This window comes from Microbispora sp. KK1-11 (assembly GCF_006874435.1).
Classification (GTDB): Bacteria; Actinomycetota; Actinomycetes; order Streptosporangiales; family Streptosporangiaceae; genus Microbispora; species Microbispora catharanthi.
This window is the reverse complement of sequence record NZ_VIRJ01000021.1, coordinates 65,268-90,699: the sequence shown is the minus strand read 5'-3', so window position 1 is coordinate 90,699 and position 25,432 is coordinate 65,268. Positions and strand designations below refer to the sequence as shown.

The following is a 25,432-nucleotide window of genomic DNA, read 5'->3' as shown; positions in this document are numbered from 1 at the left end:
CGCGGAACTCGCCCGTCTCGTCGTCGTACGACTCCCTGACGACGGCCGTTCCCGACGATTCCGGGAAGACGGCACGAGAGTCGGCCTTCGTGCAGGCGGAAGCCGCCCGACCTGATGACCAGGCCGCCTTTCTCGTCCACCTGGAGATCCAGATCCACGGCCAGATGCCGGTGCGAGCCCAGGTAGTCGACGATGCCGTCCCTCTTGGAGTCGTACACCATCTGGGCGTCGAACCGCCTGGGGCGGCTTGGCATGTCGAAGGTGCGGACGAAGCTGACCGTCTCCCGCCCGTACGAGTCGACGTACGGGTAGTTCTCGATGGTGAACGGCACCTGCTGACCCTGCTCAGGGACCAGGATGTTGCGGGTTCCGCCGAGGGCGAGGAACGGCCGGCTGAAGCCCGCGTGCCAGATGTGCTCCATCACCCCCGTGCCCACACAGGCCCGACCGCCGTTGACGCTGACGCCGAAGCGGCGCCGCAGTTGAGGATGCAGCCGGTCGAAGTCGGCACCGAGGACGCGTTCGAAGATCGAGGTCATGGCATCTCCAGGTGGGTCAGGGGAGCTTTTGACGCCAGCCGATCGGGCGGACGGCGAAGGCATCGGCGGGCAGCGGGCGTCGACGGGAGCGGCGGCAGGAGGACGGCCGCCACTCCTATCAGGCAGGCGACGGCGGCCGGGGTGGTGGCGACGGTGATGGCGGTCGCGAGGGTGCGCAAGCAGAGCTCAGCGAGGGCCTGTCAGAGGGACCTCTCCGGCGTTTGGTCGGTCTCCAGCCAGAGACGGAGCCGATCGAAGGACCAGGCCGTCGCCCAGCCGATGAGTGGTCGGAACACGAGGTCAACGGCTTTACCCCAGCCGGGGCGGTAGCCGTACCGGGTGACGAAGCGGACGCCGTCATCGGTCGGTACGTATCGCCAGCAGCCGGAGCCGGAGCGGATCAGCGAGAGCGGATGATCCGAGGAAAACCGGAGCGCGGACGTCCTGCCCGCAGTGTCGTGACGGTCTCCGGTGGTGACACCGGTGCCGGTTATGACAAGCCCAGACAGGAGCCTGAAGGCGTACTGGAAGTACTGCGGCCCGTCGTCGGCACGCGGCAGATAATCGATGTCCGTGAACCGCAAATCCCACCGTTGATGCAGCTCAGGCCGCTGCGTCTGCCTCCAAGTGCGTCCGTGACCGCCCGAATGAAGCACGTGACATACACGAATCGAGCCACGCATGCTCTCCAACGCCTTGAGCGACCGCTTAAAATCGAGGATAGGCCGCTTTAAGCGAGCGCTCAAGGCGCGCATTGATGCGAGCCACTACGGCCGCGGGGTAGAGGAGTGCAAGCGAACGACCGGCGGCACAATGACCCCTCGCGTCACGACGGAAACGAGCATTACTTCCCATTTCAGCATATAATGTTACAAAGCGGGCACATCCCGGCCCTCACTGCGACCGGCCATGATGCCATCACCGATTCGTCCAGCTATCTTGATTGTGGCTCACCAAGTGGAGTTACGGCCCGGATCGCCCCTTATGTGTCATCTGTCCGGGTTGGACATCCGCCACGCAGCCTGATGCCGAGATAGAGATGCGCCACCGGAGATTCCATGGACGAGTTCGACGACAATTACGACACTTTCAAGGCTCTCCTGGACATCTACACGCCATCAGAGGCGATCAAGAGGCTTGAGCTCATGGGAGCCAGCACTGCCGTCATCCAGAAGATCCGGGAGCAACACGAGCGGCAGACGATTCGGATCAAGGAGCTCGAGGAGCCCCGCTCCATCGTCCTAGACAACCGGAATACCTGGTACACCGGGCCGTCGCCACATGACAAGTGCTGGCCAGCGATAGTCGGCCGGCTGGAGAGGTCCGGCTGGTCCGAATCGGCCATCAAAAGTCTCGACACCGCCTCGACCCGGATAGTCTCGCTGCTGCGCCACCCCAAGGAGAAGGAGTTCTCGACTCAAGGGCTCGTTGTCGGATACGTGCAGTCGGGCAAGACGACCAACTTCACGGCGGTAATGGCGAAGGCGGCCGACCGCGGATACAAGCTGTTCATCGTCCTCGCTGGCATTCACAACGGTCTTCGCCGACAGACTCAGGCCCGACTCGTCCAGCAGCTCGTGGAGCCCAACCCCACTCGCTGGCATCAGTTGACCGATCTTGATCGAGACTTCGTCCCGACCGCCAATGCCGCGTCGTTCTTTGGCAAGAACAACAAGGCGCATGTGCTCTGCGTTATCAAGAAGAACGCCACTGTCCTCCGCAAGTTCGCGAAGTGGCTCGAATCCGCATCGGACTATCTACAGGACTGCCCCGCGCTGGTCATCGATGACGAGGCCGACCAGGCGACGGTCGCCACCAAGACGATCAACCCGAGAATCAGGCAGATCCTCGGGCATCTGCCCAAGTCTGCATACGTGGGCTATACCGCCTCGCCTTTCGCAAATCTGCTCATCAACCCCAGCGCAAAGGATCTCTATCCAAAGGACTTCATTGTCAACCTGCCGAAGCCGGATGGGCACTTTGGCACCGAGGTGCTCTTCGGCAGGTACGCGCTCGACGGCGAGGATCCGGAGGACGTCGACGACGGCTACGACATGATCCGTAGGGTCCCAGACGAGGATGTAGAACGCGTGCGTCCACTCAAAAGGGCCGATGTCTACGGATTCACACCTAAGATCACCGAAACGTTACGCGATGCCATCCGTTACTTTTGGCTGGTCACGGCAGCCCGGCGGGTGCGCGGTGCCGGAACCCCCCACAGCACGATGCTCATTCATACAAGCGTGAACACTGCGGTTCACAACAGCTTCAAAATGCCTTTGACGCGCCTCCGCGACGACATGAGGACCGACCTCGATAATCTGGACGTTCTTCAAAATCTTCGGAACCTGTGGGACGCCGAGACGGCCCGGGTGCCGGCCGAAGACTTCGGCGAGGTCAAGATAGATTTTGACGAAATTCTTTCCCAGTTGCCCGGCGTCCTTGACGATTGTCGGATTGTCATGGACAACTCCAGCAGCGAGGACCGCCTCGACTACGAGAACGGCCCGGTCGTGGCAATCGCGGTCGGCGGCAACACGCTTTCACGCGGCCTGACATTGGAAGGCCTGTCAGTCAGCTACTTTGTGCGGGCGGTATCCGCGTACGACACTCTCCTACAAATGGGGCGCTGGTTCGGCTACCGCGACGGCTACGCCGACCTGCCCCGCATCTGGATGACGACAGAGCTCAGCGATTGGTTCCGGCACCTCGCAACGGTCGAGACAGAAATGCGACGGGACATCGACGTCTACATGACGGAGGACAAGAATCCCCTGACCTTCGCAGTGCGTCTTCGAACACACCCCGCACTCCGGGTCACCCAGGCGGCCAAGATGAAGGACGCGGTGAAGGCCGCCTCCGCGTACGGCGGTCAGCGCGTGCAGACACGGTACTTCCGCACCGATGGCCAGTGGCTTCTCGACAACCAGGAAGCCGCGAAGCGGCTCGTCGGCAAGGCGATGCAGCACGCAAGCCGATACGACGCGCGCCCGGAGGACGGTCGGTTCGTCTTCCGCAACGTCCCATATGACCTGGTCATCGAATTTCTTAGGAAATACCACTTCCACGAGAAGTCCATGGAATGCGACGCCAAGCTGCTCGTCGGCTACATCGAGAAGCGTGTCCAAAGTGCAGGTTCCCTTCGACGATGGAACGTCGCCATCGTGGGGAACCCGACGGGGAACAGCGACACTGCTTTCGAATTTTCCCCTGGGGTGGCAGTCCACCGGATCATCCGAGCACGACTACAGACTGAAGAGGTGGGCTACGCCGACATCAAGACGCTGATGAGCCGCCGGGATGCGGCCATCGACCTCGACGGCGAGACGAGCAACCTCACCGAGCAAGAGATCAAGTCAGAACGGCAGAAGCAACTACCCAATACGGGATTGCTGGTGCTCTACCCGATCGACAAGGTCTCGACCCCGCCCGAGCGGAAGAAGCAGCTCCGCAAACCGCTGAACGCCGACGAGCATGTGATCGGCGTCGGCCTGGTCTTTCCGCAACCTCACGGTGAGGACAGCACCGTTGAGTGGATCTCTGCGGACCTCTCGGGTGTCGAGATCGAAGAAGAGGACCTCAGCCCCATCGAGGCCGAGGAGTCCCCGTGAAGGACAGGCACCGCGAACTTATTGATCAACACTGGATAGCACTGGAGTCCCGGCAGGTCTCGAAAGAACGCAAAGTGCGAGTTTCTGAGCTTCCTCTCGGCAGCGACCAGGGCCGACTGTCAGCCGCAGTAGATCACGAGGGCCATCGTCACATTCTGGTTCCGATTAGTCCACAACAACCTGTACGCCGGGGGCTCGACGGGCCGGTCCTTATACTCCGGAAGCGCCCTCTCGAAGACGAGGACACCTATCAGACGTATGCCGACCTCTGCTGCCTGCGTCCAGATCTGAATGACCTATTCACGATGCTGTGCGCGGATGTGCTGGAGACGATCGCTGCGATGCCCGATAAACCGCTCAAGGCCCTCTACCGAGTGCTGGACCGGTGGAAGGCGCTGTTCCAGACCAAGGGCGCACCGCTCGGGGCCGACCAGCTCGCAGGGTTATACGGGGAGCTGAAGGTGCTCGTTCGGCTGTTCGAGAAGGATGGCAGCGCTCACCGGTTGTGGCATGGACCCCGTGGCCATCACCACGACTTCTCCGCAGGCGGCGCCGCAGTCGAAGTCAAGGCGTCGACCGCTGGCGAGGGTCGTCGAGTTCGTGTCCACGGACTTGAACAGTTAGATCCGCCAGTGGACGGAACTCTGCAACTCGTCTATTACAAGCTGGAGCGAGTATCCGATCAGGGCGAGAGCGTTCCCGAACTGGTCGACCGAGCGCTCAGGCTCTGCGACGACGAGGCCGCCTTACTCAGGCTGCTTGCCAACACCAACTATCGCTCCGCCGACACTGCCTTCTATCAGGACGTCCGCTTCTCCACTATCGAAGAGCGCTGGTACCAAGTAGGCATGGAGTTCCCCAAGCTCACAGGTAACGATCTCGCAGCGGCAGGCATCCCGATCAGGGTCAGGGACGTCACCTACACGATCGACCTCTCCAGTGAGCCGCCGACCCCCTTGGGACCAGAACAAGTGGAAGAACATCTCAACACGCTACTCCAGGAGTCCTCATGACGAAGGTGTCATGGTTCTCTCAGCCATTTCCCCCCGAAGGCGCGAGTGTGGCGGAGGGAATACGCAACCAGCTCGGTCGTCCTGAGCTTGACTTGCTGACGATCCTGATTCGGGAATCGGCGCAGAACAGCTGGGACGCCCGCTTGCGTCACCGTCCCCAACCAGTTGACTACGCGATCAGCATGTGGACCGTAAGTCCTGCACATGCAGGAGCGTGGCGCGAGTTGCTGTTGCAGAACGCTCCTCCCAATGAACATCTACCGATCCGTCAGTCGCTGAAGCCTGCGCTCATCAGGGTGATGGCGATATCAGACCGCGGTACCACCGGCCTCCGCGGTCCCACTCGTGCCGATAAGGCCGTGACCAAAGACCACGATTTCGTATCCTTCGTGCGTAATGTCGGAGAGCCGCGCGACACCGAGCTCGGCGGTGGTACCTACGGGTTCGGCAAGGGCATCTTCTACCTCATCTCCCGGCCTGGAACGGTCCTCTTACATACGCGTTGCGAAGTGGACGGCGGATATGAAACCCGGCTGATGGGCTGCGCGCTCTGGAACAGCTATGTGGCCGACGAGCCCGGCGGACCCACGCGATACACAGGCCGGCACTGGTGGGGCGATGTCAGCGGTGAAGTCGTCGAGCCTTTGGTCGGTGCAGAGGCCGACGACATGGCACGCCAGCTCGGTCTGAGACCATTCAGGCCAGAGGAGACCGGCACCACAGTCATCGTGATCGATCCGGACTTGAGCGGTCGTGAGCCGTCCGTGGTTGCCGCCTATCTCGCCGAGACCATTTCATGGCACCTATGGCCCAAGATGCTCGAAGCATCCGTTGGCGATGGCCTACCCGCGATGCGCTTCTCAGTGACTTGCGACGGACTTGACTATCCGGTTCCAGACCCGCACAAGACTAGGCCGCTCAACCTCTTCGTCGCTGCATATGAAGCCATGCACGGCCCCGATGGCAAGGTATTGGAGTGCTACAAGCCCAAAAAACGCCTAGGTAGGCTCGGCTTGGTTAAGCGGCCAGCACCCGCCCTGGAGGCCACCGATGCGTCGCGCATGGTGGAAATCGAAAACACCGTACATCACATATGCCTCATGCGTCCGGCCGAGCTCGTGGTGACGTACCGGCCGGGGCCGAAGCCCTCGAGCGAGTATCAGCACTATGCCGGTGTTTTCCGGGCCGATCCCGAAATGGACGAGACGTACGCGAGAGCGGAGCCCCCGACTCACGACGCCTGGAATCCCCAGTCCCTCGACTATCCGGAGAGCACCTTCGTTAACACGACGTTCCGTCGCATTGATGAAGCGCTGGCCGGACTACTCGATCTCGGCGGCGGGGTGCGGGGAGGTTCCGCCAAGATCGCTCTGGGAGCCGCCAGCACACGTTTCTCTTCGCTCATCGGCGGCGCATGGGGTGTGGGCGGTGCCACCGCGTACAGCAAACCCGGCAGCACCGATACGGGAACCGCGGGCGGTGAGGGCGGAGGGGGCATCGAGGGAGGCACTGCGGATCGGCCGGCGAACGACTCGACGACTCCCACCGGAGGAGCAGGTAAGGGAGGCGGAATGGGACCGAACCTCACGCGTCGACGCCGGCCGCGGGTCGAGTACATCGGGGACCCCTACCACGGTGAGCGGTTCGGTGCACCGGTGTTGATCCAGGAGTTCCGTCTACCTGTGCCCGGAAGCCAGCTGGTGCGTGTCGATCTAGCTGTGGCTTTAGTGGGCGCAAGCGGGCGTGAAACCGACCCACCGCTGAACGCGGAGATGCCCACTCTGATCGGGTGGGAGGACGCGAGAGGATCTTTACACGAGATTCCGTCCTGCCATATTACGGGCGGTGACGGCCTGATCTGGCGCGCGATAATACGTCCTGCACGAGACACGATGACAGAGATCGACATCATCACCGATCCCGTGCAGGCATCATGAGCCGCCGCGCCCTGCCCTACCGCCGTCCCTCCGAGGACGTCGTGCAAGCTGAGCCGTGGTTCCTGGTGACCGAGGACGGTGATATGCCGCTGCACGAGTCCTTGTCCGATTGGGATTACCAGACGGACCTACGACTGCGGCGCAAGGTCCAGGTCGACGTCGACCGAGCCCGAGCCGAGACAGGGCTCTCACCCGAGACTGCACTCACCTTGGCCATCGTCTGGACCGCCACGGGATCCAATCTGCGTGGCCCCGGAGCCCGTAGAAGAATCGAAGGCGGCGGGTTACAGCAAGTCGAGATCACGACTAACCTCCGTGGGTCCGATCTCGGCGGGGTACTCATGCTGGACACGGTCCTGGTGCTGCCGAAGGCTCTCACGGCAGGAGGGCCGTCGTCGCCTCGACGCGGCGGCTCCGTGCTCTGGAGCGACCGCAGATTTCTGCGCCTTCAGGGCGATGCGCCACAATTCCCGATGGCGGTGATCGACTTCGCAAAAACCTCCTTCCCTGAAAGCGCAGCCTGGCACCTCCAGATCGGCGGCACTCTGCACGGGGCAGCGATGGGCTCGTTGCTCTTGTTGGTGAACGAGAAGAACGCCGCCACGGCGACCGCATTCCAGAATGCGGCGAAGCCGCGGCCCGTCGACAAAGTCGTTCTATCGGCGGTCTATGCCGACGTCGCACGCGTAATGATCGAGCATGCGCTGCGGCATGAAGAGTTCGAAGACGAGGCGGTCTTCTCCGACGACACCTTGGGTTCCACGCTGCTGTCGCTGTTCCATCGCCTGTTCCCGGGCTCCTCTATAAACGATGTCCGACTCAGGTTCAACCACTCCCCCAGCCTCTTCTCTTCAGAATTGCAGGCTGCAGTCAAAATATTCGAGGATGTTTGATGGGCCTGCTCTACCCCCGACTCCTTGCTGGCCAGGCGGGGCCGTTGCACTACAGCTACCGCCACCTGCCTATTTCCGACCTTACGCAGCTCGCCGCCGTCAGTCATGAATCAGCCGTTTACGTCGCCACAGGAGGTGACCGAATCTCCGAGGCCAGGCTCCGCGAGCTGCGACAGTTGGTGGTGGACCTAGCGAAGAACTCAGGTTTCCCGCACGAATCAAATCGAGAACTCCGGGCGGCATTCGATGTGAGCCTCGCAGAGGTTCTGCATACCGAAATGGAGATCGTGCCCGCCGAGGCCGCCTCTGGGGACGTGTGGGCTTTCCTCGCCCTAGTGCTGCTTCCAGACGTGGCCTACTGGAGGTATCCGGCACCACCCGGGGACCGCGTCCTTGGCACCGACCTCACACGGCACGTATTCGGACGCATGTGGTGGCGTGCCCAGCTTGTGCGTTCTTCAGACGATCCTGAGCCTTATGCAGCCTTGAATATCCTCGGCGAGGCCGCATTCGACCAAATCTATGCGCGTCGGCGGGCGCTCGGTAACAGCCCTCACCTAGTCAAGGCCATCCTGCGCATTTGGAACGGACTCGACCTTCGCGGATTCGACGAACGCAAAACCTTGCAGGACTTCCTGAAAAGACTACTTCGGCTGGCTCCCTTCGTTCTCTTCGAGTGCCTCGACGAGCGATCACTGGATGCTGAGCTTCGCGCCGCCGCTAGGGAGAGCGTTACCGCGCTGCTCAGTACAACGAGTCTGACGGAGGACGAACGGCAGGCCAAGATAGCCGCGGTCTTCGGCGACTCCTCGAATGCGATGGGGGGCTGATCAGCGTCCTTTACCGAAAGCTCGAGAGGCCCGGATGGCTCGCACCACCTCCGCAACTCGATGTGCCGCCTCTACAGGATTCTCGTGCTCCCAAATCCTGATGACGGACCAGCCTGCCTCCCTGAGCATGCGATCGGTCTCCAGATCTCGCTCGCGGTTGCGGCGCACCTTCTCCGCCCAGTAATCGGCATTGGTCTTGGCCACACTGTGATGTGCAGGGCACCCGTGCCAAAAGCAGCCGTCGAGGAAGACCGCGACACGTATGCGGGGGAAGACCATGTCGGCCGTCCGTCTGACCGCGGGCAAGGGACGCGCGGCCACGTTGTAACGCAGGCCAAGAGCGTGAACTGCTCGTCGCAAAGCGAGCTCAGGCTTGGTATCGCGAGGCCGATTGGATCTCATGCTCGCCCGAGTGCCTTCACTCGAAGCCCAGGACTCTGCTCTCGACCCCATGAGGTACAAGGTACGCGGGAACCGATTGATCACCGACACATCCACTGTCCCGGGACCGCTCTCTCTACTGCCCTGGCCAGCCTCGTGCAAGAGCTGCCACCCAAGCACGGTCCCTTCAGCCCTTTGTCCTCGTGTAGCGCGGAACCCCGAGGAGCAACAGGTCGAACGTGGCTGCATGCTGTAGTGCCTCGGAGTCGGGACCGGCATGCTCGGCAGGCATGTCTCAGCGTGCAGCGTGCGGACGTGCGCAAAGAAAGAGTATGCTTTCGGACATCATGAAGATCCCTAACGGTTTGTCGACGGCGGGTACTCGCCAGCTCTACGCTCTGTGACATCGCCGGGCAGCCTGGAGATCATGTGTACGGGATCATCGATCTGTTCGCCGGCCCTGGCGGGCTCGACGTGGCAGCAACTTGGCTAGGCATTCCTGTCATCGGCATCGAGTGGGACCCAAACGCTTGCGCCACTCGACGCGCAGCTGGACTACTCACAGAACAGGGCGATGTACGCCACTTCGAGCCCAGTTGTTTCTCGAACGCCGATGTTCTAGCGGCCGGGCCGCCCTGCCAGACATTCACCGTTGCAGGATCCGGGCATGGACGCAAAGCCCTCGATGAAGTACTCCTTTTCGCTAAACGTATGGGAAACGGTGACGACGTCACCGAAGATCTAAAACAGATACCCGACGAGCGGACCGCTCTGGTATTGGAACCTTTACGATGGGCACTTCGAGCAATAAAGGCCGAAAACCCCTATCGGGCAATCGTCCTGGAGCAGGTTCCGGCCGTCTTGCCGGTATGGGAAGCCGTAGGAGAAATTCTCGATAAAGAGGGCTACTCTGTGGCGCACGGGGTGCTGCGAACAGAGCAATATGGAGTACCTCAGACACGTCGCCGAGCCGTGCTAATCGCACGCCTTGGCGCGGATGCGGCATTACCTACGCCTACTCATCGTCCATACAGGAAGGGAACGTCGCGCACCGAGGGAGCCGAGAACCTGCTCCCTTGGGTAGCTATGAACGACGTCTTGAACCGGCCAGACCCTTTCGTTGTCGTGTCTAATTATGGCACCGGCGGCGATCCGAAAGCTCGCGGCCGGCGCGCCTCCACCGAGCCATCCTTTACCGTGACTGGCAAAATATTTCGAAATCGCGTGGTGACACCTAGCGGCGAAAGGAGCCTCCCCCGCTTCTCCTATGCCGAGGCGGGGCGGCTCCAAACGTTTCCTGCCGACTATCCCTGGTTCGGTAATGACGTCGCCCAGCAGATCGGCAACGCCATCCCTCCCCTGCTTGCCATGCACGTGCTAGTCACGGCACTTGATATCGACGTGCAGATTCTCGAACGGCGGACCGCTCAGAATCTGCCGCTATGGGCTGAGACTAAAGTTCCACATTTCGACGTTACCTGCGAGTGATCGCCTCAGGCGGACCATCACCTTGCGATCGCCGCGGCGCCGTGGCCTGCGGCGATTGCGTCGACGTGGCGAGCGAGCTCGAAGTCCTTAGCTGTTAAGCGGTTTCCGGCGTCGTGTGTGGTGATGACGAAGCGGATTCGCTGCCAGGTGATGTGGATGTCGGGATGGTGGCCGATCTCTCGGGCCTTGGCGGCGACGTACATCGCCAAGTGAACACACTCGTGGTACGTGTGCCTGAACGTTCGGACGATGGTCTCACCCTGGCGTTCCCAGCCGGGCAACTCGCTCAGGTGAGCGGCTATCTCCTCTTCTGACAGCGGCTCAGGGGGCATCCGGCGTCTCCAAGTTCGACGAGGTCAGGCGAACCGGGCGACGATATCGGCCAGCTGGCGGCCGGGACCAGTGCTGGCCCAGGCGGTCGCGTGGCACGCGACCGCCTTGATCTCCTTGCGCAACCGGGCCGACCCGGTCCCATCGACGACGGACGCGGCAGCTGATGCGATCTGGACGACGCGTTCCGGCTCGGGGACGGCGGCCAGAGCGGCGGCCTGGCGGGCCCAGAACACGCCGTTGTCGCGGCGCGCCGATTCCGGAGCGGTGCCAAGAATCCGATCCCACAGGGCGACTGCCTCGCGATACGCGCCCAGCCGCAGATAAGCGGTCGCTCGTTGCACGTCAATGTATCCGAGAGTGCGATGGCAAGCGTTGCCCCAGGGATAGCCGTCGTCGACCCGGTCGACGAGCACCGCCGCCCGGTCCAACAACCGGTCGACGAGATCCTTGTCTTTGGCGGGCAGCATCGAGTGTCCGTGCGCCTGGTGGACCAGCGCGAGGATCCGTACCTTCGGGCACAGCTTGGCCTCGTCGGCCAGGGCCGCCTCCGTGTAGTCCACGACTGTACGCCCGTCGTAGAGATCGACCGCGAGCATCGCCTTATTCGTGAGCGCGTAGCTGATGAGCTGGGGGTCTTGCGATCGATGCGCCATGTCGAGGGCGACGGCCCGCCAGGCTCGGGCACGACCCAGGTCACCGGCGTCCTGATACAGCCAGCCGAGCAGTGCCGCGTACGCGACGCCGGCGCCCAGGAGGCCGCGGCGCACGGGCGCGTCTGCGGCTTGAGCGAGTTCCTTGATGAGCTCCGCCTGCGTCGCCACCGTCGGGATGAGGTGGCGAGGCCCCAGCCACATGTCCGCTTTGTAGTGGCCGGGAAGCTGTTCGAGGAAATACATGACGAGCTCCGGGGCTACAGGGGCGTTATAAGGGAGATGAGTGACGACGCCGGTTTGGCTCACGTCCAGGATGTCGTGGCGCTGCCAGGGGACGCCGAGATTGTCGTCAGTCTCCTGAGAACCGCGACCGTCATGCTCGCCGAACAAATCGGCCTCGGTGAGGCCGAAGGCTCGGGCGTACAGGACGCGGTAGGGGTCGCCGGGGCGGTTGTGGCCGGCCTCGTACGCCTTGATGCGGCGGACCATCGTCTCCCGGGAGGGCAGGCGGGGACGGACGTCCTCGTCGGCGGCGTCGACCAGGCGGCGGGCCATCTCACGCTGGCTCCACAGCCGGTTGCGCCGCTCGGCGCGCAGCCGTACGGCCCATGCCGGTAGGTCGTCGCTCATCGCCTGCACCTCTGCTCGGATCCGGGGGTGATCCCTGGGCGCCCTCAGTTTCCCTCATCCGCACCTGTGCCGGGAAGGTTACGCAGCGCTGTCATAGCAGGTGACACGGAACAGGGTCCGCGCCCGACAAGGACCCCTGATCAGGAATCGAGGTCCGAGCTGTGACGAACCGGAAGGGCACCGCACTTACCGAGGGCTGGCGGGTGATGACGAGCGATCACGGACGACTGTGGGCGACCCGCGAGCGGCCCTTCCCTGCGGCGGCCGAGGAGGCGGGGGCCGCCCGGACCGTCGACGGCGACGACCTGGCCGAGCTCTGCCGGGTCATCGCCGAGCAGGAAAGCCTGGCCACCCTTGCGTCAGCTCCTTGACAGCTGCCCGGGGTTGCATGTGGCTCCGGAGCAGGCGGGGCACATCGCGATCCGGTGGATGGGCGAGACCAGGCGCGGTGTCCGGGTCCGGGTTGTGGCGCACACCTGTGACTACTGCTCGCTGCTGGCGTACGAGCTGTGCGCGTCCGGGGGCTGCTGTTCATCCGCCGTACGGACCGAAGCGGCACAAAGCCGGAGGTCCGGGAGACCGAACGCCTGCCCGATGCGCGGGCGCGCCGGATGTGGATGGACCTGCTGCTCGGCAAGGCCCGATGAAGACGCCCGTCCGGCGAACCGTCCGGGGCGGGACCACCAACAGGAAGGAACTCGATGGACCTGTACGACCACGACCTCGCCGGAGTGCGCTTCCGGCGGCTGTGCGGCGGCAATCAGCAGGAGGAGGACATGGAGTCCTGCGTCGAGCTGGCCCCGATTCCGGGCGAGGCCGACGCCTTCGCCCTGCGTGACAGCAAGAACCCGGATGCCGGGACTCTCCGGTTCACCGGTGCCGAGCTTCGCGCGGCCGGCCTGACCACACTGTAGGAGCACGGTGGCCCCTGCCCGGTGATAGCAGGCAGGGGCCACCCCCACTGTACGGAGCGTCATGCACCTGCACTGCTACGTGTGGAGCGGGATCGGGGAAGAGCTGCGCAACGAGGCCGAGCGGCGACCGCCGCTGCCGCCCGCCGACCCCGGGCCGTTCACGAGCTCCCCGCTGCCGCCGATGCGGACGTGCGACTGGCTGCTGAAGCCGGCCCGCCGGATCGACGCCTCCCCGGCCTCGCTCGACGACGCGCTCGCCTGGCTGGCGGAGCGCCACCGGACAGCACAGGGCTCCTTCCTCCGCCCTGCCGACGAGGCCAGGATCGGGCTCGACTTCCGGCTGGAGACCGCCCGCGAGGCGCTCATCAACGGCGTGGACGTGCAGTGGGGCATCTGGCTGACCGGCGGCCGGTTCCTCACCTGCGGCGTGGTGTGCTGCTCCCCCAACCGCCACGCCGCCTACCGCTGCCCCGCCTCCTGACTCTTCTCATCAGTCCAGGACGAGGAATTGCCTGCCGTCGATCAGTTCGCGGACCGCGTCGAGGTGGCCGGCGTGGGTCGCCGTCTCGACGAGGACGTGGAGGATCGCCGCGCGCAGGTCGCGCGGCGGCCGGTCGTCGCGGTAGTCCGGCCACCAGCGCGGCGCCTGGTCCAGGCCGCTGGAGGCGATCACCTCGTCGGCGCGCGCCGTCTCCTCGCGGTAGAGGTCGAACACCTCCGAGGCGGGCCGGTCGCCGGGCACCTGCCACGCGTCCGCCGGGGTGGCGAGAGAGGCCACCGCGTCGGGATCGGCGCCGAAGACCGCCCGGAACCAGAAGCGCTCGACGTCGATGGCGAGATGGCGGACGAGGCCGGCCGGGGTCCACGCGGACGGAAGGACCGGGCGCCGGAGGTCGGCCTCGTCCAGGCCGTCCAGGATGTCGATGACGTGCCGCCGCTTCCAGTTCAGGTAGCCGAGGAGGGACGACACCTCATTCGATGCCGGTGACGGGCTCACGTTTGATCTCCCGGATGAAGGGCGTCCAGCAGTCGTTGAAGGGTCACGCGGTCGCCGGTGATCTCCAGCCGCTCTCCGACCTGGCCGGGTGGCGTTCCGTCGATCACCAGGGCCTTGAGGCCGGCGGGATCGGTCCGCAGGGCCGCGTCCCACCGATCCGGCTCGCCCCGGCGGATCGCGAGCTCGCCGGCGGACACGCGGAGGGTGAAGACGTCCCCGCCGACGTCGACCAGGAACGTGGCATCGAGGTCGCCAAGTCGAGCGGGTTCGAGGTGGCTCTTCACCGCGAGCATCAGCGAATCGGTCCCGAGGGGCGTCGTCGTCTCCTTCGGCGGGGAGTGACGGCCCCATCGGCCCAGGTGCACGAGGATCGGCTCCAGGTCGTGGCCCCACTCGGTGAGCTCGTAGACCCACGCGCGCGCCGGCGGGCCCAGCTTGCGCCGCCGGATCACCCCGCCCTCCTCCAGATCGCGCAGCCGCTGGGAGAGCATGGTGGGACTGGCGTTGGGCAGACCGCTCTGCAGGTCGCTGTAGCGCTTCGGGCCGAAGAGCAGATCCCGGACGATCATCAACGCCCAGCGCTCGCCGAGCAGGTCGAGAGCGCGCGCGGCGGCGCAGGGGTCGCCGTACGTGCGTGCCGTGGTCACGCGCTCATCCTATTCATCCCGGAGCAGATGCTTGCTTTCCCGTAGTCCGGTTACGGTCCCCCTTCAGCGTCAGCCGGGCAGCTGTGATACGCCTCGACGAGCCATTCGCCGTCGCGCCGCACGAGCGTCCAGGTCGCCAGCTCCCACCGGTCGGCCGGAGGCTCCGCCTCTCCCTCGAACGTGGTGACGCTCCGCGTGATCACGAGGGCCACGTCGGGGCCGAGGAACCGGACGCTCTCCGTCGTGTGGATGCGCCTGGACCCCTTGAGCGGCCCCGCGAAGGCGGCGCCCATGGCGGACCGGATGCCGTCCCTGCCCCGCAGGTGTACCCCGGGCAGGATCACGGTGGCGTCCTGGGCGTACCGGCCGGCGAACGCGCCGCCGTCGCCGTCCGACCACGCGGCCGACGTCGCCTCGAACAGGGCCCGTACGGCGCGCTCCTCGGCCGGCCCTGCGGCCGCCTCGTGAAGTTCGGAACTCATCTGGCCGCCTGCCCGAGGAACGCCGTGGCGTGGCGGCGGGCGAACTCGGCGAACCTCGTGGGCCGCACCCCGAAGGTCCGGTGGGTTTCCAGCCGCACGTGGGACTCGGGACGCCGCCCGCGCTCGGCGAACAGCTCCCGCAGGATCCGAATGGACGGTTCGGGCATCCCCGCCTCTGCGCACTCGCGCAGCTTGTCCTCCAGGGGCAGCTCCACGTGGCGGAAGGCGGTTCCCGTCGCCGCCGAGATGTGCTCGACGACCTCCTTCATCGTCAGCGCCTCCGGGCCGGTCATGTCGTACGCCCTGCCCTCGTGGCCGTCGGAGTTCAGCAGCGCGACCGCGACCTTCGCGACGTCCTCGATGGCAACGGGCGACAGCCTGCTGTCGCCGATGGACATGCGCAGCTCCCGCCGATGAGGATCCACACCCGTGAGGGTGCCGGGCAGGTAGAACTCCATGAACTGGCTCGGGCGCAGATGGGTCCAGGCCAGGCCGGAGGCCTCGAGGTGGCGCTCGATCTCCAGATGCTCGTGCGTCCCGATGAAGCTGTCGGGATCGAACCCGACGCCGGACTCCTTTCCGGAGTACTTCACGATGTGCGGCACGCCAGCGGCCTTGGCCGCGTCGATGAAGGTGCACTGCGTCTCCACCATCCGCTCCCTCGGCGAGGAGATCATGAGCACGCGCTCCACGCCGCGCAGGGCGGCCGTCAGGGTCTCGGGGCGCAGCATGTCGCCCTCGACCAGTTCCACGCCCGGCAGCCCGTGCAACTTCCGGGCCTTGTCCGGGTTTCTGACCAGCGCTCGGACGGGAGCGTTCTGCCGGGCGAACTCCTGGACGACGATCGATCCACTGAGCCCCGTCGCTCCGGTGACAAGAATCATGGATACGACGCTAGTACTGATTACTACGGAAAAACAAGTGACTTGTACTTGAGATGTAGCCTTCAGGCCCCGCCGGTCACCTTGATGGCCTGTCCGGTGATGCCGGTGTTGGCGGCCGAGCCCAGATAGACGACGGCGCCCGCGACCTCGGCGGCGTCGAGCAGGCGGCCGATCGGAGCCCGCGCGCTGTAGTGCCCGCCCGCCTGCTCGACCATCGCGACGTTGGTCTCGGTCCTGGTGAAGCCGGGCATGACGACGTTGGACAGGATGTCGCCGTCCTTCCCGAGCCCGAACGCGGCGGACCTGCTGAAACCGTGCAGTGCCGCCTTGGCCGCGCCGTAGTACTCCCCACCGGGCATGCCGTCGACCGCGATGCTCGACGAGATGTGCACCATCCGGCCCCATCCACGCTCCCGCATGGACGGGACGACCGCCCGGCTGAGCCGGAGCGCGCCCTCGACGTTGGCCCGGATCATCTTCTGCCATCTCTCGTCGGGCACGGCGTCGAAGGGGAGGTCCGCGTCCGGCTCGGTTGCGCCCCAGTGCACGGCGTTGTTGACGAGCACGTCGATCCGGCCGGACCACCTCAGCACGGTCTCGACCAGGCCGCGGGCCGCTTCGTCGTCGTCCAGCTCGTACGGAGTGACGAGCGAGCGCCCGCCGATCTCCTTGGCGAGCTGCTCCGCGCCCGCCTGCGAGTGGTGATAGGTGAGCACCACGTCGGCCCCTTCGGCGGCGAACCCGCGAGCGATCTCGCGGCCGATGCCGCCGGAGGCCCCCGTCACGATGACCGTACGGCCCCTGAGTCCCAGATCCATTTCAACGCTCCTTACGACTGTGGAAACAAAGAATCCGGCGACAGGGACCGCCGGAGGGAGGCCGGGCCGAGACTGGCCCCCGCAGGGCCACGCTCGGAGACGAGGCCGCTCGGTAGCCTGCGGATCGTGAGCGACAACACTCTGGGCGAGTTCCTGCGGGCCCGCCGCGAGGCCGTCACCCCCACCGAGGTCGGGCTGCCCGGCGGCGGCCGGCGCCGCACCCCCGGCCTTCGCCGTTCCGAGCTGGCCACGCTCGCCGGGATCAGCGTCGAATACCTCACCCGGCTCGAGCAGGGGCGTGATCGCCACCCCTCGGTGCCGGTGCTCGCCGCCCTCGCCGACGCGTTGCGCCTGTCCGCCGACGAGCGCCTCCATCTGCTCCATCACTTCAAGGCGGCCGATGGTGCCGGCCGGCTTGTCGGCCCGTGCCAGGGACCGCCCGCGCAGTCGGTCCGTCCCACCGTCCGGGCACTGCTCGACCGGCTCGAACCCGCCCCGGCACTGGTGGTCAACCGGCTCGGTGACGTGCTCGCCTACACGAACGGCTACGAGCGGCTCACCGGCCCCATCGGCTTGCTGGACCGCCGGCCGCCCAACCTGGTGCGGTACGTCTTCGCCGACCCCCGGGCCAGGGCCGCGTATCCCGAGTGGGACCGGGTCGCAGACGAGCGGCTCGCCGGGCTGAAACTGGGGGTCTCCCACGAGGACACGCACGTCGAGCACCTCGTCGACGAACTGACCCTCGCCGTCGGCGCCCCCTTCACCGACCGGTTGACGACTCCGCCCGGCCCGTCCAGGCGCACCGGCCTCGAACGGCTGGCGCATCCCGAGGCGGGCGAACTACGGCTGGCCTATGAGACCCTCGGCGTGTCCGACGACGACGGCCAGCTCCTGATCGCCTACCTCCCCGCGGACGACGCCACCGCCGCCAGGCTCGACCGCCTCACCGGACGCCGCCCCGGCGCCCTTCGCGCCGTCACGGGCTGATGATCTCAGCGCTAGTGTCGAAGTACATCGAGGGGAGGCGGCACGGTGAGCGCGCTTGAGGTACGACTGCGGCCGGTGACAGAGGACGATCTCGCCCTGTTCCGGCGTTTCGTCACGGAGCCGGGATTGATCGGCCTGGACTGGTCGGGGTTTCGCGACGCGCAGGCTCCTGCGCGGCGCTTCGCCGTCGACGGCTATCTGGGCGTGGACGACAGCAGGGTCATCGTCGAGGTCGACGGCACGGCCGCGGGCATGATGAGCTGGTCGGCCCGAGGGTTCGGGGTCTCCCGATACTGGGAGATAGGGATCGCTCTGCTGCCGGACTGGCGTGGCCGTGGCGTCGGCTGGCGCGCTCAGGCGATGCTGTGCGACTACCTGTTCACCCACACCCCGGTCGAGCGCATCCAGGCGTGCACCCATCCGGAGAACATCGCGGAACAGAAGTCGCTGGAGAAGGCCGGCTTCCGGCTGGAGGGCGTCCTACGCGCGGTGGAGTTCCTCCGCGGTCAGTGGCGCGACGGCTGGATGTACAGCAGGCTGCGCAGCGACCCTTACCCGCCGAATCCGTGAGCGGACCGGGCCTTATGCGGCGCGATGCTCGTCCACACGGCCGAGCCATTCGCTGATGAGCGCGGCGAACAGCCCGGTCTGCTCGTGCGGCAGCGCGTGGCCGGCCCGGTCCAGGACGGCGTACGTGGCACGCGGATAACGCTCCACCAGATCCCAGGCACCGGCGTACCCCACCGTGGCGTCCTGGCGCCCGGCGACGATCAGAGTCGGGCCGGTGTACGGAGACGCGTCCGCGGACGTGTCGCTCAGCCGCCATTGTTCGAACACCCGCCCAAGGCCGTCCCGGTCGACGAGGGGCAGGGCCGGAGCCACGTACTCCCGGAACCGTTGAAGAGTGGCAGGCGTCTGCACCACGAAGTAGTCCCGGAACTGGTCCTGCTCGGCCGGGCTCAGCGCATCGGCCACGTCGGCCGAGGCGTGCAGCACCTCGTGTGCGGGCACGTCACGCGACTCCTCGCCGAGGGGGCAGATCAGCGCCAGCCCCGCGACCTGGGCCGGGCGTCGGGCGGCGATGCCCCTCGCCAGGTACGCGCCGAACGACTGGCCGACGATCGCGAACCCCTCGTCACCGACGACGGCGTCGATCAGGCCGAGCAGGAGATCGAGCACGTCGTCGGAGCCGCGCAGCCGGTCGGGCACCGGAGTGCGCCCCATGCCGGGCAGGTCCGGGTAGACGCGCCGATAACCAGGCCGGTCGCGGAAGACCGGCTCCAGGGAACCGACCATCTCGCGATGGTCCACCCCCGCTCCGTGCAACGCCAGAACCGGAATCCCGTCGCCGTGCTCGACGAAATGCACCGATGTGCCGCCGATCTCTGCCTTCATGCCGACACCCTAATCAGAAAGCGAGCCATTGCTCTCGGGTGATCGCGTACTCGACCTCGCCGAGATCACTGCCGGGGAGCGGTTCTTCCCAGTCCATGTGGAACGTACGGACGTGCCGCATGCCGATTGCGGTCATCGTCGCGCGGGAGGCGGCGTTGACCGCCATGGTTTCGGCGAAAATGCGGGTCAGTCGAAGATCTTCGAATCCGTAGCGAAGGAGCTCGCGGGCTCCCTCGCTGCCCAAGCCTTTGCGCCAGTAGCGCCGCAGGAGCCGGTATCCGAGTTCGGCCTGTCCTTCGACCGGGCCTTGGTCGGCACGCGTGGGCGGCTCCAGAAGCCACCAGCCGACGAACTGCCCGTCCACGAAACCCACCCAGAAGCCGAGCCCCGCGACGGGGTCCGCGGCGGCGAGCCTCTGGCGATGCAGGGCCTCCACCTCCTCACGGGTACGTGCGCGGCCCGTGAGGTATCGCATGACCTCGGGATCTGCGTCGAGTTCGATCTCGTGCTCGAGGTGTTCGTCGGACAGCGGAACAAGCGTGATGCGGTCGGTACGCAGTATCGGCTGAGACATGGAGGCGATTGTCGCCCCTGAGCCGCTTGCCGGTCATTCGCTTTTCCGTGGCTGCGGTGACGGTTCAGAGCCAGCCGTGTTCGTCGGCTATCAGTGCGGCCTCGGCGCGGGTGGCGGCGCCGGTCTTGCCGATCGCCGCCGACAGGTGGTTGCGTACGGTCCCGGCGGACAGGTGCAGGCTCCGCGCTATCTCCGCCACGGTGCCGCCCTGCCGGGCCGCGCGCAGCACGTCGCGCTCCCGGGCGGTCAGCGGGCTCGACCCGCTGGCGAGCGACTCGGCGGCCAGGGCGGGATCGACCACGCGCAGGCCCGCGTGGACCCGGCGCACCGTGTCGACCAGGTGCTCAGGCGGCGCGTCCTTCACCACGAAGCCCGAGGCGCCGTTCTCCATCGCACGGGCGAAGTAGCCCGGCCGCCCGAAGGTCGTACAGATCACCACCCGGCAGGACGGGAGCGCGGCGCGCAGGTCGGCGGTGACCTCCAGCCCGTCCCTGCCCGGCATCTGCACGTCCAGCAACGCCACGTCCGGCCGGCTGCGCCGCGCCGCCTCGACGACCTCCTCGCCCGAGCCGACCTGGGCCACCACCTCGATGTCGGGCTCCAGCGAGAGCATCGCCGCCAGCGCGCCGCGTACGAGCGCCTGGTCGTCGGCGAGCAACACCCTGATCATGCGCGGCTCGCCCGCAGCCGGAAGCCGCCCGCGGGCAGCGGACCCGCCTCGATCCGCCCGCCGACGGCGCGCAGCCGTTCGGCCAGCCCGGACAGGCCGTTGCCCGGCTTCGCCGCGTGCTGCGCGGCCGTTTTCTGCCCCGTGCCGTTGTCGCGCACCTCCAGCCAGCCGTCTCCGAGCAGCACCTCGCATCGCGTCGCGCCGCTGTGCCGGATCACGTTGGTGACCCCCTCCCTCAGGACGTACGCGAAGGGCTCGGCCAGGTCGGCCGGGACACGGTCCGCGGACGACGGGAGAACGGCGCCGATCCCGGCGGCCCGGAGCGCGGCGCGGGCCCCCGCCAGCTCGACGGCGAGGGAGGGACGGCGGCGGCCGGACACGGTCAGGCGCACCTCGCTGTGCGCCTGCCGGGACAACCGCTCGACGTCGCGCAGCTCGGCCAGTGCGCGTTCCGGGTCGCCGCCGCTCTCCAGCACCCGGCGGGCCAGGCCGGTCTTCACCGTGATCGTGGTCAGGGTGTGCCCGAGCACGTCGTGGAGGTCCCTGGCCAGCCGGTCGCGCTCCGCCGCCGCGGCCAGCACCGCGATCTCCTCGCGGGCCTGGCCGAGCTGGACGACGAGCCGGATCAGCAGCGTCACGGCCACCGGGATCACGATCCCGGGGACGAGCCCGCCCGCGTGTCCCCAGTTGAAGGGACCGGGGGCGGCCCAGTGCGTGAGCACCTGAACCACCCAGGTCGCCAGCGCGAGCAGCACGCCCCAGCGGGCCGGGAGCAGCCAGGCCGCCACCGCGAGCACGAAGCCGAACACGCCGGCGTGGCCGAGGTAGAGCGGGCCGTTGCGCAGCAGAGCCGCCACGACCGCCAGCGCGAACAGCGTCCCGACGAGCAGGATCCGCCGCCGGGGCGGCAGGCGGACCCCGGCGACCATGGCGCCGAGCCAGCCCGCCGCGTACAGGAGCGTGACGGCCCCGATCGCGATCCGCACCGCCGGCGCCTCCGGCCAGGCCCCGTCCGGTCCCAGCGCCTCCCACAGCGGCCAGAGCAGGAAGAGCGACAACACGAGGACGCCGCGGACGTGAGCCGAACGGGACCCCGGCCGGGCCGGGTTCCACACCGGCCAGGCCGAACGCCCCCATACGCCCTGCTCGCCCACGTCAGTCACCCTAGGCCCGCGCGGTGGCGCGGCGATACCGGACGACCACGGCGGCGCCCAGCACGAGCGCGTACAACGCCAGGACCAGCGCGGCCTGCCAGTTGTCACCGCCGGGAGCGGTGGCGTGCCCGACCTGCGCGAGCCAGTAGCTCGGCAGGACCTTGGCCACCGTCGCGAGCGCCTGCGGGAACGTGCTCACCGGGATGAACAGCCCGCCGACGAAGCTGAGCAGCAGCACCACCGCCCCCTGGTACGCCTGCAGGTTCTGGGCGGTGGCGAACTGGCCGATCAGCAGGCCGAGCAGAGCGAACGGCACCGTGCCCGCCCACACGCCGAGCACGGCCACCGCCCACCCGCCGGCGGACAGGTGCACCCCGCTGACGAGCGCGGCGACCAGCGACACCCCGGCCACCGGCGGCAGCGCCACGACCATCGCCACCGACGCCTTGGCCAGCAGGTAGCCGCTTCCGCTGAGCGGGGTCAGCCGCAACTGGCGCTGCCAGCCGATGCCGCGCTCCACCGCCGTGCGGGCACCGACGTCGAGCGCCGCCTTCATCGCCCCGAACGCCGCCACGCCGCCCATGACGTACGACGCGGGAGCCCCCTGGTCGATGAAACGGTCGGCCATCAGCAGGTAGAGCCCCACCGGCAGGGCGACCGCGAACAACAGGAACTTGGCGTCCCGCAGGGTCCGCCTGGTCTCGAACCTGAGGTATCCGGTCATCGCACGGCCTCCGAAGCTCCGGTGAGGCGGAGGAAGGCGTCCTCCAGGCCCAGCGCGCCCACCTCGACGTCCCGCGCTTCGGGATAGCGCGTCAGCAGTTCGCGTACGACCAGGTCGGAGTCGGTGCAGCGCAGCTCGGCCCTGCCGTCGCGGACGAGCGCCGCCGTCACGCCCGGCAGTGCGCCCAGGTCCTCGGCGCGGGCGCCGGGCACGGTCGCCGTCACCGTACGGCCGGACACCTCGGCCATGACCGCGGACACCGGCCCGTCGGCCACGACGCGGCCCGCGTGCATCAGCACGACCCGGTCCGCATACGCCTCGGCCTCCTCCAGGTAGTGGGTGGAGAACAGGACGGTCCGGCCGGTCTCGGCCAAGGCGTGCATCGACTGCCAGAACTCCCGCCTGGCCGTCACGTCCATGGCCGCCGTCGGCTCGTCGAGCACCAGCAGGTCCGGGCCGGGCACCAGTGCCATGGCGAACCGGACTCGCTGCTTCTGGCCGCCGGACAGCAGCGCGGCCCGCCGGTCGGCGAGGTCGGCCACTCCGGCGCGGCTCAGCGCCTCCTCCACGGGCAGCGGCGCCCGGTGCAAGGAGGCGATCAGCGCCACCGTCTCTCGGACGGTCACGTCGTCGAGCAACGCGCCCTCCTGCGGCATCACGCCCACCAGCCCGCGCCGCACCGCCTCGTGGGGAGACGCGCCGAACACGGCGATCTCCCCGGCGTCCGGGCGGGCCAGCCCGACGACCATGTCGATGGTGGTGGATTTGCCCGCGCCGTTGGGGCCGAGCAGGGCCACCACCTCCCCCCTGTCCACCACCAGGTCGATGCCGTCGACCGCGCGGGTCTCGCCGTACGTCTTGCGCAGCCCCGCCACGGACAGAGCGGGGGCGCCTTCGTGAATGTCCATGCGACAAGCCTTCGCCACCGCCCCGGTGCGGACCTCCGCCGTCTGTCACGACCCGACCACGACAGATGTCACGGCCGCTAGATCGGATCTAGCGGGCCCTGCCCCGGATCTGGCGCCTCTTCCGTGAACGGCTGGACGGAATGGAGACGACAGATCATGCGAGACCTGGCGATAGAGACCTCGGGCCTGGTCAAGACATTCGGCAAGAACCGCGCGGTGGACGGGCTCGACCTCACGGTGCCCGCGGGCACGGTGTACGGCGTGCTCGGCCCCAACGGGGCGGGGAAGACCACCGCGGTCAAGATGCTGGCGACCCTGCTGCGCCCGGACGGCGGCGAGGCCAGGGTGTTCGGCCACGACGTGCTGCGCGAGCCCGACGCCGTACGCAGCCGGGTGAGCCTGACGGGTCAGTACGCCTCGGTGGACGAGGAGATGACCGGGATGGAGAACCTGGTCCTGCTCGGCAGGCTGCTGGGCCACCGGAAGGCCGCCGCCAGGGACAGGGCCATGCGGCTGCTTGAGGCGTTCGGACTGACCGAGGCCGCCGCCCGGCAGGTGAAGAACTACTCGGGCGGCATGCGCAGGAGGCTGGACATCGCGGCCAGCATCCTCAACACACCCGACCTGTTGTTCCTGGACGAGCCCACGACCGGCCTCGACCCGCGCAGCCGCAACCAGGTCTGGGACATCGTCAGGATCGTGGTCGCCCACGGCACGACCGTGCTGCTCACCACGCAGTATCTCGACGAGGCCGACCGGCTGGCCGGGCGCATCGCGGTCGTCGACCACGGCAGGGTCATCGCCGAGGGCACGCCGGGCGAGCTCAAGTCGTCGGTCGGCTCAGGCTCGGTGCACGTACGGCTGCGGGACGCCGCGCAACGGCCCGAGGCCGAGCGGGTGCTGGCAAGGGAGCTGAACACCCAGGTCCACCTGGAGGCCGATCCCCTGGCCCTGACCGCCCGCATCCCCGGAGATGACGCGGACGCCGGCGCGGAGCGGGCCTCGCGCGCCCTCGCCGCGCTGGCGGCGTCGGGCATCGTGGTGGACGACTTCTCCCTCGGTCAGCCCAGCCTCGACGAAGTCTTCCTGGCACTGACGGACAAGAAGATGGAGGAGATCGCGGCATGAGCGCCACGACCACCGAGACCGGCACGTCCTTCGTCCCCGCGGCCGACACGCTGGGCGCGGTGCTGGCCCCCGGGGCGCGTCCGTCGCGCCCCAGCGCCCTGTCGGCCTCGCTGACGTTCGGCTGGCGGGCGATGCTGAAGATCAAGCACGTGCCCGAGCAGCTGTTCGACGTCACCGCGTTCCCGATCATGATGACGTTGATGTTCACCTACCTGTTCGGCGGTGCGCTGGCGGGCTCGCCGACGGAGTATCTGCAGTTCCTGCTGCCGGGCATCATGGTGACGAGCGTCGTGATGATCACGATGTACACCGGGGTCGAGGTCAACAAGGACATCGAGAAGGGCGTCTTCGACCGCTTCCGTACGCTGCCGATCTGGCGGCCGTCGACCATGGTCGGCTACCTGCTCGGCGACGCGTTCCGCTACACGATGGCCGCGACGGTCATCCTCGTGGTCGGCCTGGTGCTGGGCTTCCGCCCGCAGGGCGGGGTCGCCGGCGTGCTGGCCGCGATCGCGCTGCTGGTGGGCTTCTCGTTCGCGTTCTCGTGGATCTGGACGATGTTCGGGCTGCTGCTGCGCAGCGAGAAGTCGGTGATGGGCGTCAGCATGCTGGTGCTGTTCCCGCTCACCTTCCTCAGCAACGTCTACGTGGACCCGCAGACCATGCCGGGCTGGCTGCAGGCGTTCGTCGGGATCAACCCCATCTCCCACCTGGTCACCGCGGCGCGTTCGCTGATGGCGGGCAGCCCCGATACCGGGGAGATCACCTGGGTGCTGGTCTGCGGCGCGGTGTCGATCGTGGTCTTCGGGGCGCTGACCATGCGCCTCTACAACCGCAAATAG

General features: G+C 67.0%; 29 protein-coding genes and 1 pseudogene. 14 read left to right on the top strand and 16 right to left on the bottom strand.

The genetic code is table 11. The annotated features are described in order from the left end of the window. Position 1: 1 nt before the first annotated feature. A pseudogene (locus tag FLW16_RS26985) lies at positions 2-539 on the bottom strand (DUF4166 domain-containing protein); the annotation flags it as partial. Between the two features lie 200 nt (positions 540-739). Next, positions 740-1,123 (bottom strand): hypothetical protein, encoded by a 384-nt coding sequence (locus tag FLW16_RS45410; protein WP_260615620.1) that lies wholly within the window; start codon positions 1,121-1,123, stop codon positions 740-742. Between the two features lie 474 nt (positions 1,124-1,597). On the opposite strand from FLW16_RS45410, the gene FLW16_RS26975 reads away from it, so the two are divergent. From FLW16_RS26975 to FLW16_RS26955, 5 genes are read left to right on the top strand one after another with little or no spacing between them, the layout of a single operon-like run. Then, a complete protein-coding gene (locus FLW16_RS26975) occupies positions 1,598-4,150 on the top strand; it encodes a Z1 domain-containing protein (protein WP_142562943.1) in 2,553 nt (850 codons plus the stop codon). Further along, on the top strand, positions 4,147-5,163 hold the full coding sequence (locus FLW16_RS26970) for a PD-(D/E)XK motif protein (protein WP_142562942.1): 1,017 nt from the start codon (positions 4,147-4,149) through the stop codon (positions 5,161-5,163). Before FLW16_RS26975 ends, FLW16_RS26970 begins: the two co-directional genes overlap by 4 nt. Then, positions 5,160-7,100 carry a hypothetical protein gene (locus tag FLW16_RS26965; protein ID WP_142562941.1) on the top strand — a complete coding sequence of 647 codons (1,941 nt, stop codon included), beginning with the start codon at positions 5,160-5,162 and terminating at the stop codon, positions 7,098-7,100. The genes FLW16_RS26970 and FLW16_RS26965 overlap by 4 nt, the downstream gene beginning before the upstream one ends. Next, on the top strand, positions 7,097-7,993 hold the full coding sequence (locus FLW16_RS45405) for a hypothetical protein (protein WP_260615619.1): 897 nt from the start codon (positions 7,097-7,099) through the stop codon (positions 7,991-7,993). The genes FLW16_RS26965 and FLW16_RS45405 overlap by 4 nt, the downstream gene beginning before the upstream one ends. Then, positions 7,993-8,823: a DUF6339 family protein gene (locus FLW16_RS26955; protein ID WP_142562940.1), complete on the top strand. Its 831-nt coding sequence runs from the start codon at positions 7,993-7,995 to the stop codon at positions 8,821-8,823. The genes FLW16_RS45405 and FLW16_RS26955 overlap by 1 nt, the downstream gene beginning before the upstream one ends. Here the strand turns inward: FLW16_RS26955 and FLW16_RS26950 are convergent, their stop codons facing one another. Beyond that, positions 8,824-9,276 carry a very short patch repair endonuclease gene (locus FLW16_RS26950; RefSeq protein WP_142563002.1) on the bottom strand — a complete coding sequence of 151 codons (453 nt, stop codon included), beginning with the start codon at positions 9,274-9,276 and terminating at the stop codon, positions 8,824-8,826. 357 nt (positions 9,277-9,633) lie between these two features. On the opposite strand from FLW16_RS26950, the gene FLW16_RS26945 reads away from it, so the two are divergent. Beyond that, positions 9,634-10,692 carry a DNA cytosine methyltransferase gene (locus tag FLW16_RS26945; RefSeq protein WP_221891312.1) on the top strand — a complete coding sequence of 353 codons (1,059 nt, stop codon included), beginning with the start codon at positions 9,634-9,636 and terminating at the stop codon, positions 10,690-10,692. Positions 10,693-10,709: 17 nt separating this feature from the next. Here FLW16_RS26945 and FLW16_RS26940 read toward each other — a convergent pair whose 3' ends face one another. Continuing rightward, positions 10,710-11,024 (bottom strand): 4a-hydroxytetrahydrobiopterin dehydratase, encoded by a 315-nt coding sequence (locus tag FLW16_RS26940; protein ID WP_142562938.1) that lies wholly within the window; start codon positions 11,022-11,024, stop codon positions 10,710-10,712. Between the two features lie 24 nt (positions 11,025-11,048). Further along, positions 11,049-12,317, bottom strand: coding sequence for a helix-turn-helix transcriptional regulator (locus tag FLW16_RS26935; RefSeq protein WP_142562937.1), 1,269 nt, complete (start codon positions 12,315-12,317; stop codon positions 11,049-11,051). A gap of 152 nt (positions 12,318-12,469) precedes the next feature. Here FLW16_RS26935 and FLW16_RS26930 point away from each other — a divergent pair, with 152 nt between their 5' ends. From FLW16_RS26930 to FLW16_RS26915, 4 genes are all read left to right on the top strand, one after another. Next, positions 12,470-12,679, top strand: a complete 210-nt coding sequence (locus FLW16_RS26930; protein WP_142562936.1) for a hypothetical protein — start codon at positions 12,470-12,472, stop codon at positions 12,677-12,679. A gap of 138 nt (positions 12,680-12,817) precedes the next feature. After that, a complete protein-coding gene (locus FLW16_RS45400; protein WP_260615618.1) occupies positions 12,818-12,955 on the top strand; it encodes a hypothetical protein in 138 nt (45 codons plus the stop codon). A 54-nt stretch (positions 12,956-13,009) separates the two neighbouring features. Next, the gene (locus FLW16_RS45395) at positions 13,010-13,222 is read left to right on the top strand and encodes a DUF397 domain-containing protein (protein WP_142562935.1); all 213 of its coding nucleotides are present in this window, start codon (positions 13,010-13,012) and stop codon (positions 13,220-13,222) included. Positions 13,223-13,283: 61 nt separating this feature from the next. Further along, positions 13,284-13,703, top strand: a complete 420-nt coding sequence (locus tag FLW16_RS26915; protein ID WP_142562934.1) for a hypothetical protein — start codon at positions 13,284-13,286, stop codon at positions 13,701-13,703. Between the two features lie 9 nt (positions 13,704-13,712). On the opposite strand, the gene FLW16_RS26910 is transcribed toward FLW16_RS26915, so the two are convergent. From FLW16_RS26910 to FLW16_RS26890, 5 genes are all read right to left on the bottom strand, one after another. Further along, positions 13,713-14,192 (bottom strand): DinB family protein, encoded by a 480-nt coding sequence (locus FLW16_RS26910; protein ID WP_142562933.1) that lies wholly within the window; start codon positions 14,190-14,192, stop codon positions 13,713-13,715. Positions 14,193-14,215: 23 nt separating this feature from the next. Next, complete coding sequence (locus FLW16_RS26905) at positions 14,216-14,866, bottom strand: winged helix-turn-helix transcriptional regulator (protein WP_142562932.1); 651 nt, start codon at positions 14,864-14,866, stop codon at positions 14,216-14,218. A 50-nt stretch (positions 14,867-14,916) separates the two neighbouring features. Continuing rightward, entirely contained in the window at positions 14,917-15,348 is a 432-nt protein-coding gene (locus FLW16_RS26900; protein WP_142562931.1) for an SgcJ/EcaC family oxidoreductase, read from the bottom strand. Beyond that, positions 15,345-16,232, bottom strand: coding sequence for an SDR family oxidoreductase (locus tag FLW16_RS26895; RefSeq protein WP_142562930.1), 888 nt, complete (start codon positions 16,230-16,232; stop codon positions 15,345-15,347). The genes FLW16_RS26900 and FLW16_RS26895 overlap by 4 nt, the downstream gene beginning before the upstream one ends. Before the next feature lie 62 nt (positions 16,233-16,294). Beyond that, positions 16,295-17,050: an SDR family NAD(P)-dependent oxidoreductase gene (locus tag FLW16_RS26890; RefSeq protein ID WP_142562929.1), complete on the bottom strand. Its 756-nt coding sequence runs from the start codon at positions 17,048-17,050 to the stop codon at positions 16,295-16,297. Positions 17,051-17,176: 126 nt separating this feature from the next. Between FLW16_RS26890 and FLW16_RS26885 the strand changes: the two genes are divergently transcribed. Both FLW16_RS26885 and FLW16_RS26880 read left to right on the top strand, forming a co-directional pair. Next, positions 17,177-18,037: a helix-turn-helix domain-containing protein gene (locus FLW16_RS26885; RefSeq protein WP_142562928.1), complete on the top strand. Its 861-nt coding sequence runs from the start codon at positions 17,177-17,179 to the stop codon at positions 18,035-18,037. A gap of 45 nt (positions 18,038-18,082) precedes the next feature. Continuing rightward, positions 18,083-18,607: a GNAT family N-acetyltransferase gene (locus FLW16_RS26880; protein WP_142562927.1), complete on the top strand. Its 525-nt coding sequence runs from the start codon at positions 18,083-18,085 to the stop codon at positions 18,605-18,607. A gap of 12 nt (positions 18,608-18,619) precedes the next feature. On the opposite strand, the gene FLW16_RS26875 is transcribed toward FLW16_RS26880, so the two are convergent. The 6 genes from FLW16_RS26875 to FLW16_RS26850 all read right to left on the bottom strand — a co-directional run bounded on the left by FLW16_RS26875 (position 18,620) and on the right by FLW16_RS26850 (position 23,462). Continuing rightward, the gene (locus FLW16_RS26875; RefSeq protein ID WP_142562926.1) at positions 18,620-19,432 is read right to left on the bottom strand and encodes an alpha/beta fold hydrolase; all 813 of its coding nucleotides are present in this window, start codon (positions 19,430-19,432) and stop codon (positions 18,620-18,622) included. 13 nt (positions 19,433-19,445) lie between these two features. Further along, positions 19,446-20,006: a GNAT family N-acetyltransferase gene (locus FLW16_RS26870; protein WP_142562925.1), complete on the bottom strand. Its 561-nt coding sequence runs from the start codon at positions 20,004-20,006 to the stop codon at positions 19,446-19,448. A 64-nt stretch (positions 20,007-20,070) separates the two neighbouring features. Next, positions 20,071-20,676: a response regulator transcription factor gene (locus tag FLW16_RS26865; RefSeq protein ID WP_142562924.1), complete on the bottom strand. Its 606-nt coding sequence runs from the start codon at positions 20,674-20,676 to the stop codon at positions 20,071-20,073. Beyond that, the gene (locus tag FLW16_RS26860; RefSeq protein ID WP_142562923.1) at positions 20,673-21,830 is read right to left on the bottom strand and encodes a sensor histidine kinase; all 1,158 of its coding nucleotides are present in this window, start codon (positions 21,828-21,830) and stop codon (positions 20,673-20,675) included. The genes FLW16_RS26865 and FLW16_RS26860 overlap by 4 nt, the downstream gene beginning before the upstream one ends. 10 nt (positions 21,831-21,840) lie before the next feature. After that, on the bottom strand, positions 21,841-22,554 hold the full coding sequence (locus FLW16_RS26855; protein WP_142562922.1) for an ABC transporter permease: 714 nt from the start codon (positions 22,552-22,554) through the stop codon (positions 21,841-21,843). Next, the gene (locus FLW16_RS26850) at positions 22,551-23,462 is read right to left on the bottom strand and encodes an ABC transporter ATP-binding protein (protein ID WP_142562921.1); all 912 of its coding nucleotides are present in this window, start codon (positions 23,460-23,462) and stop codon (positions 22,551-22,553) included. The genes FLW16_RS26855 and FLW16_RS26850 overlap by 4 nt, the downstream gene beginning before the upstream one ends. 156 nt (positions 23,463-23,618) lie before the next feature. Between FLW16_RS26850 and FLW16_RS26845 the strand changes: the two genes are divergently transcribed. After that, positions 23,619-24,590 (top strand): ATP-binding cassette domain-containing protein, encoded by a 972-nt coding sequence (locus tag FLW16_RS26845; protein ID WP_142562920.1) that lies wholly within the window; start codon positions 23,619-23,621, stop codon positions 24,588-24,590. Continuing rightward, positions 24,587-25,432, top strand: a complete 846-nt coding sequence (locus FLW16_RS26840; protein WP_142562919.1) for an ABC transporter permease — start codon at positions 24,587-24,589, stop codon at positions 25,430-25,432. Before FLW16_RS26845 ends, FLW16_RS26840 begins: the two co-directional genes overlap by 4 nt.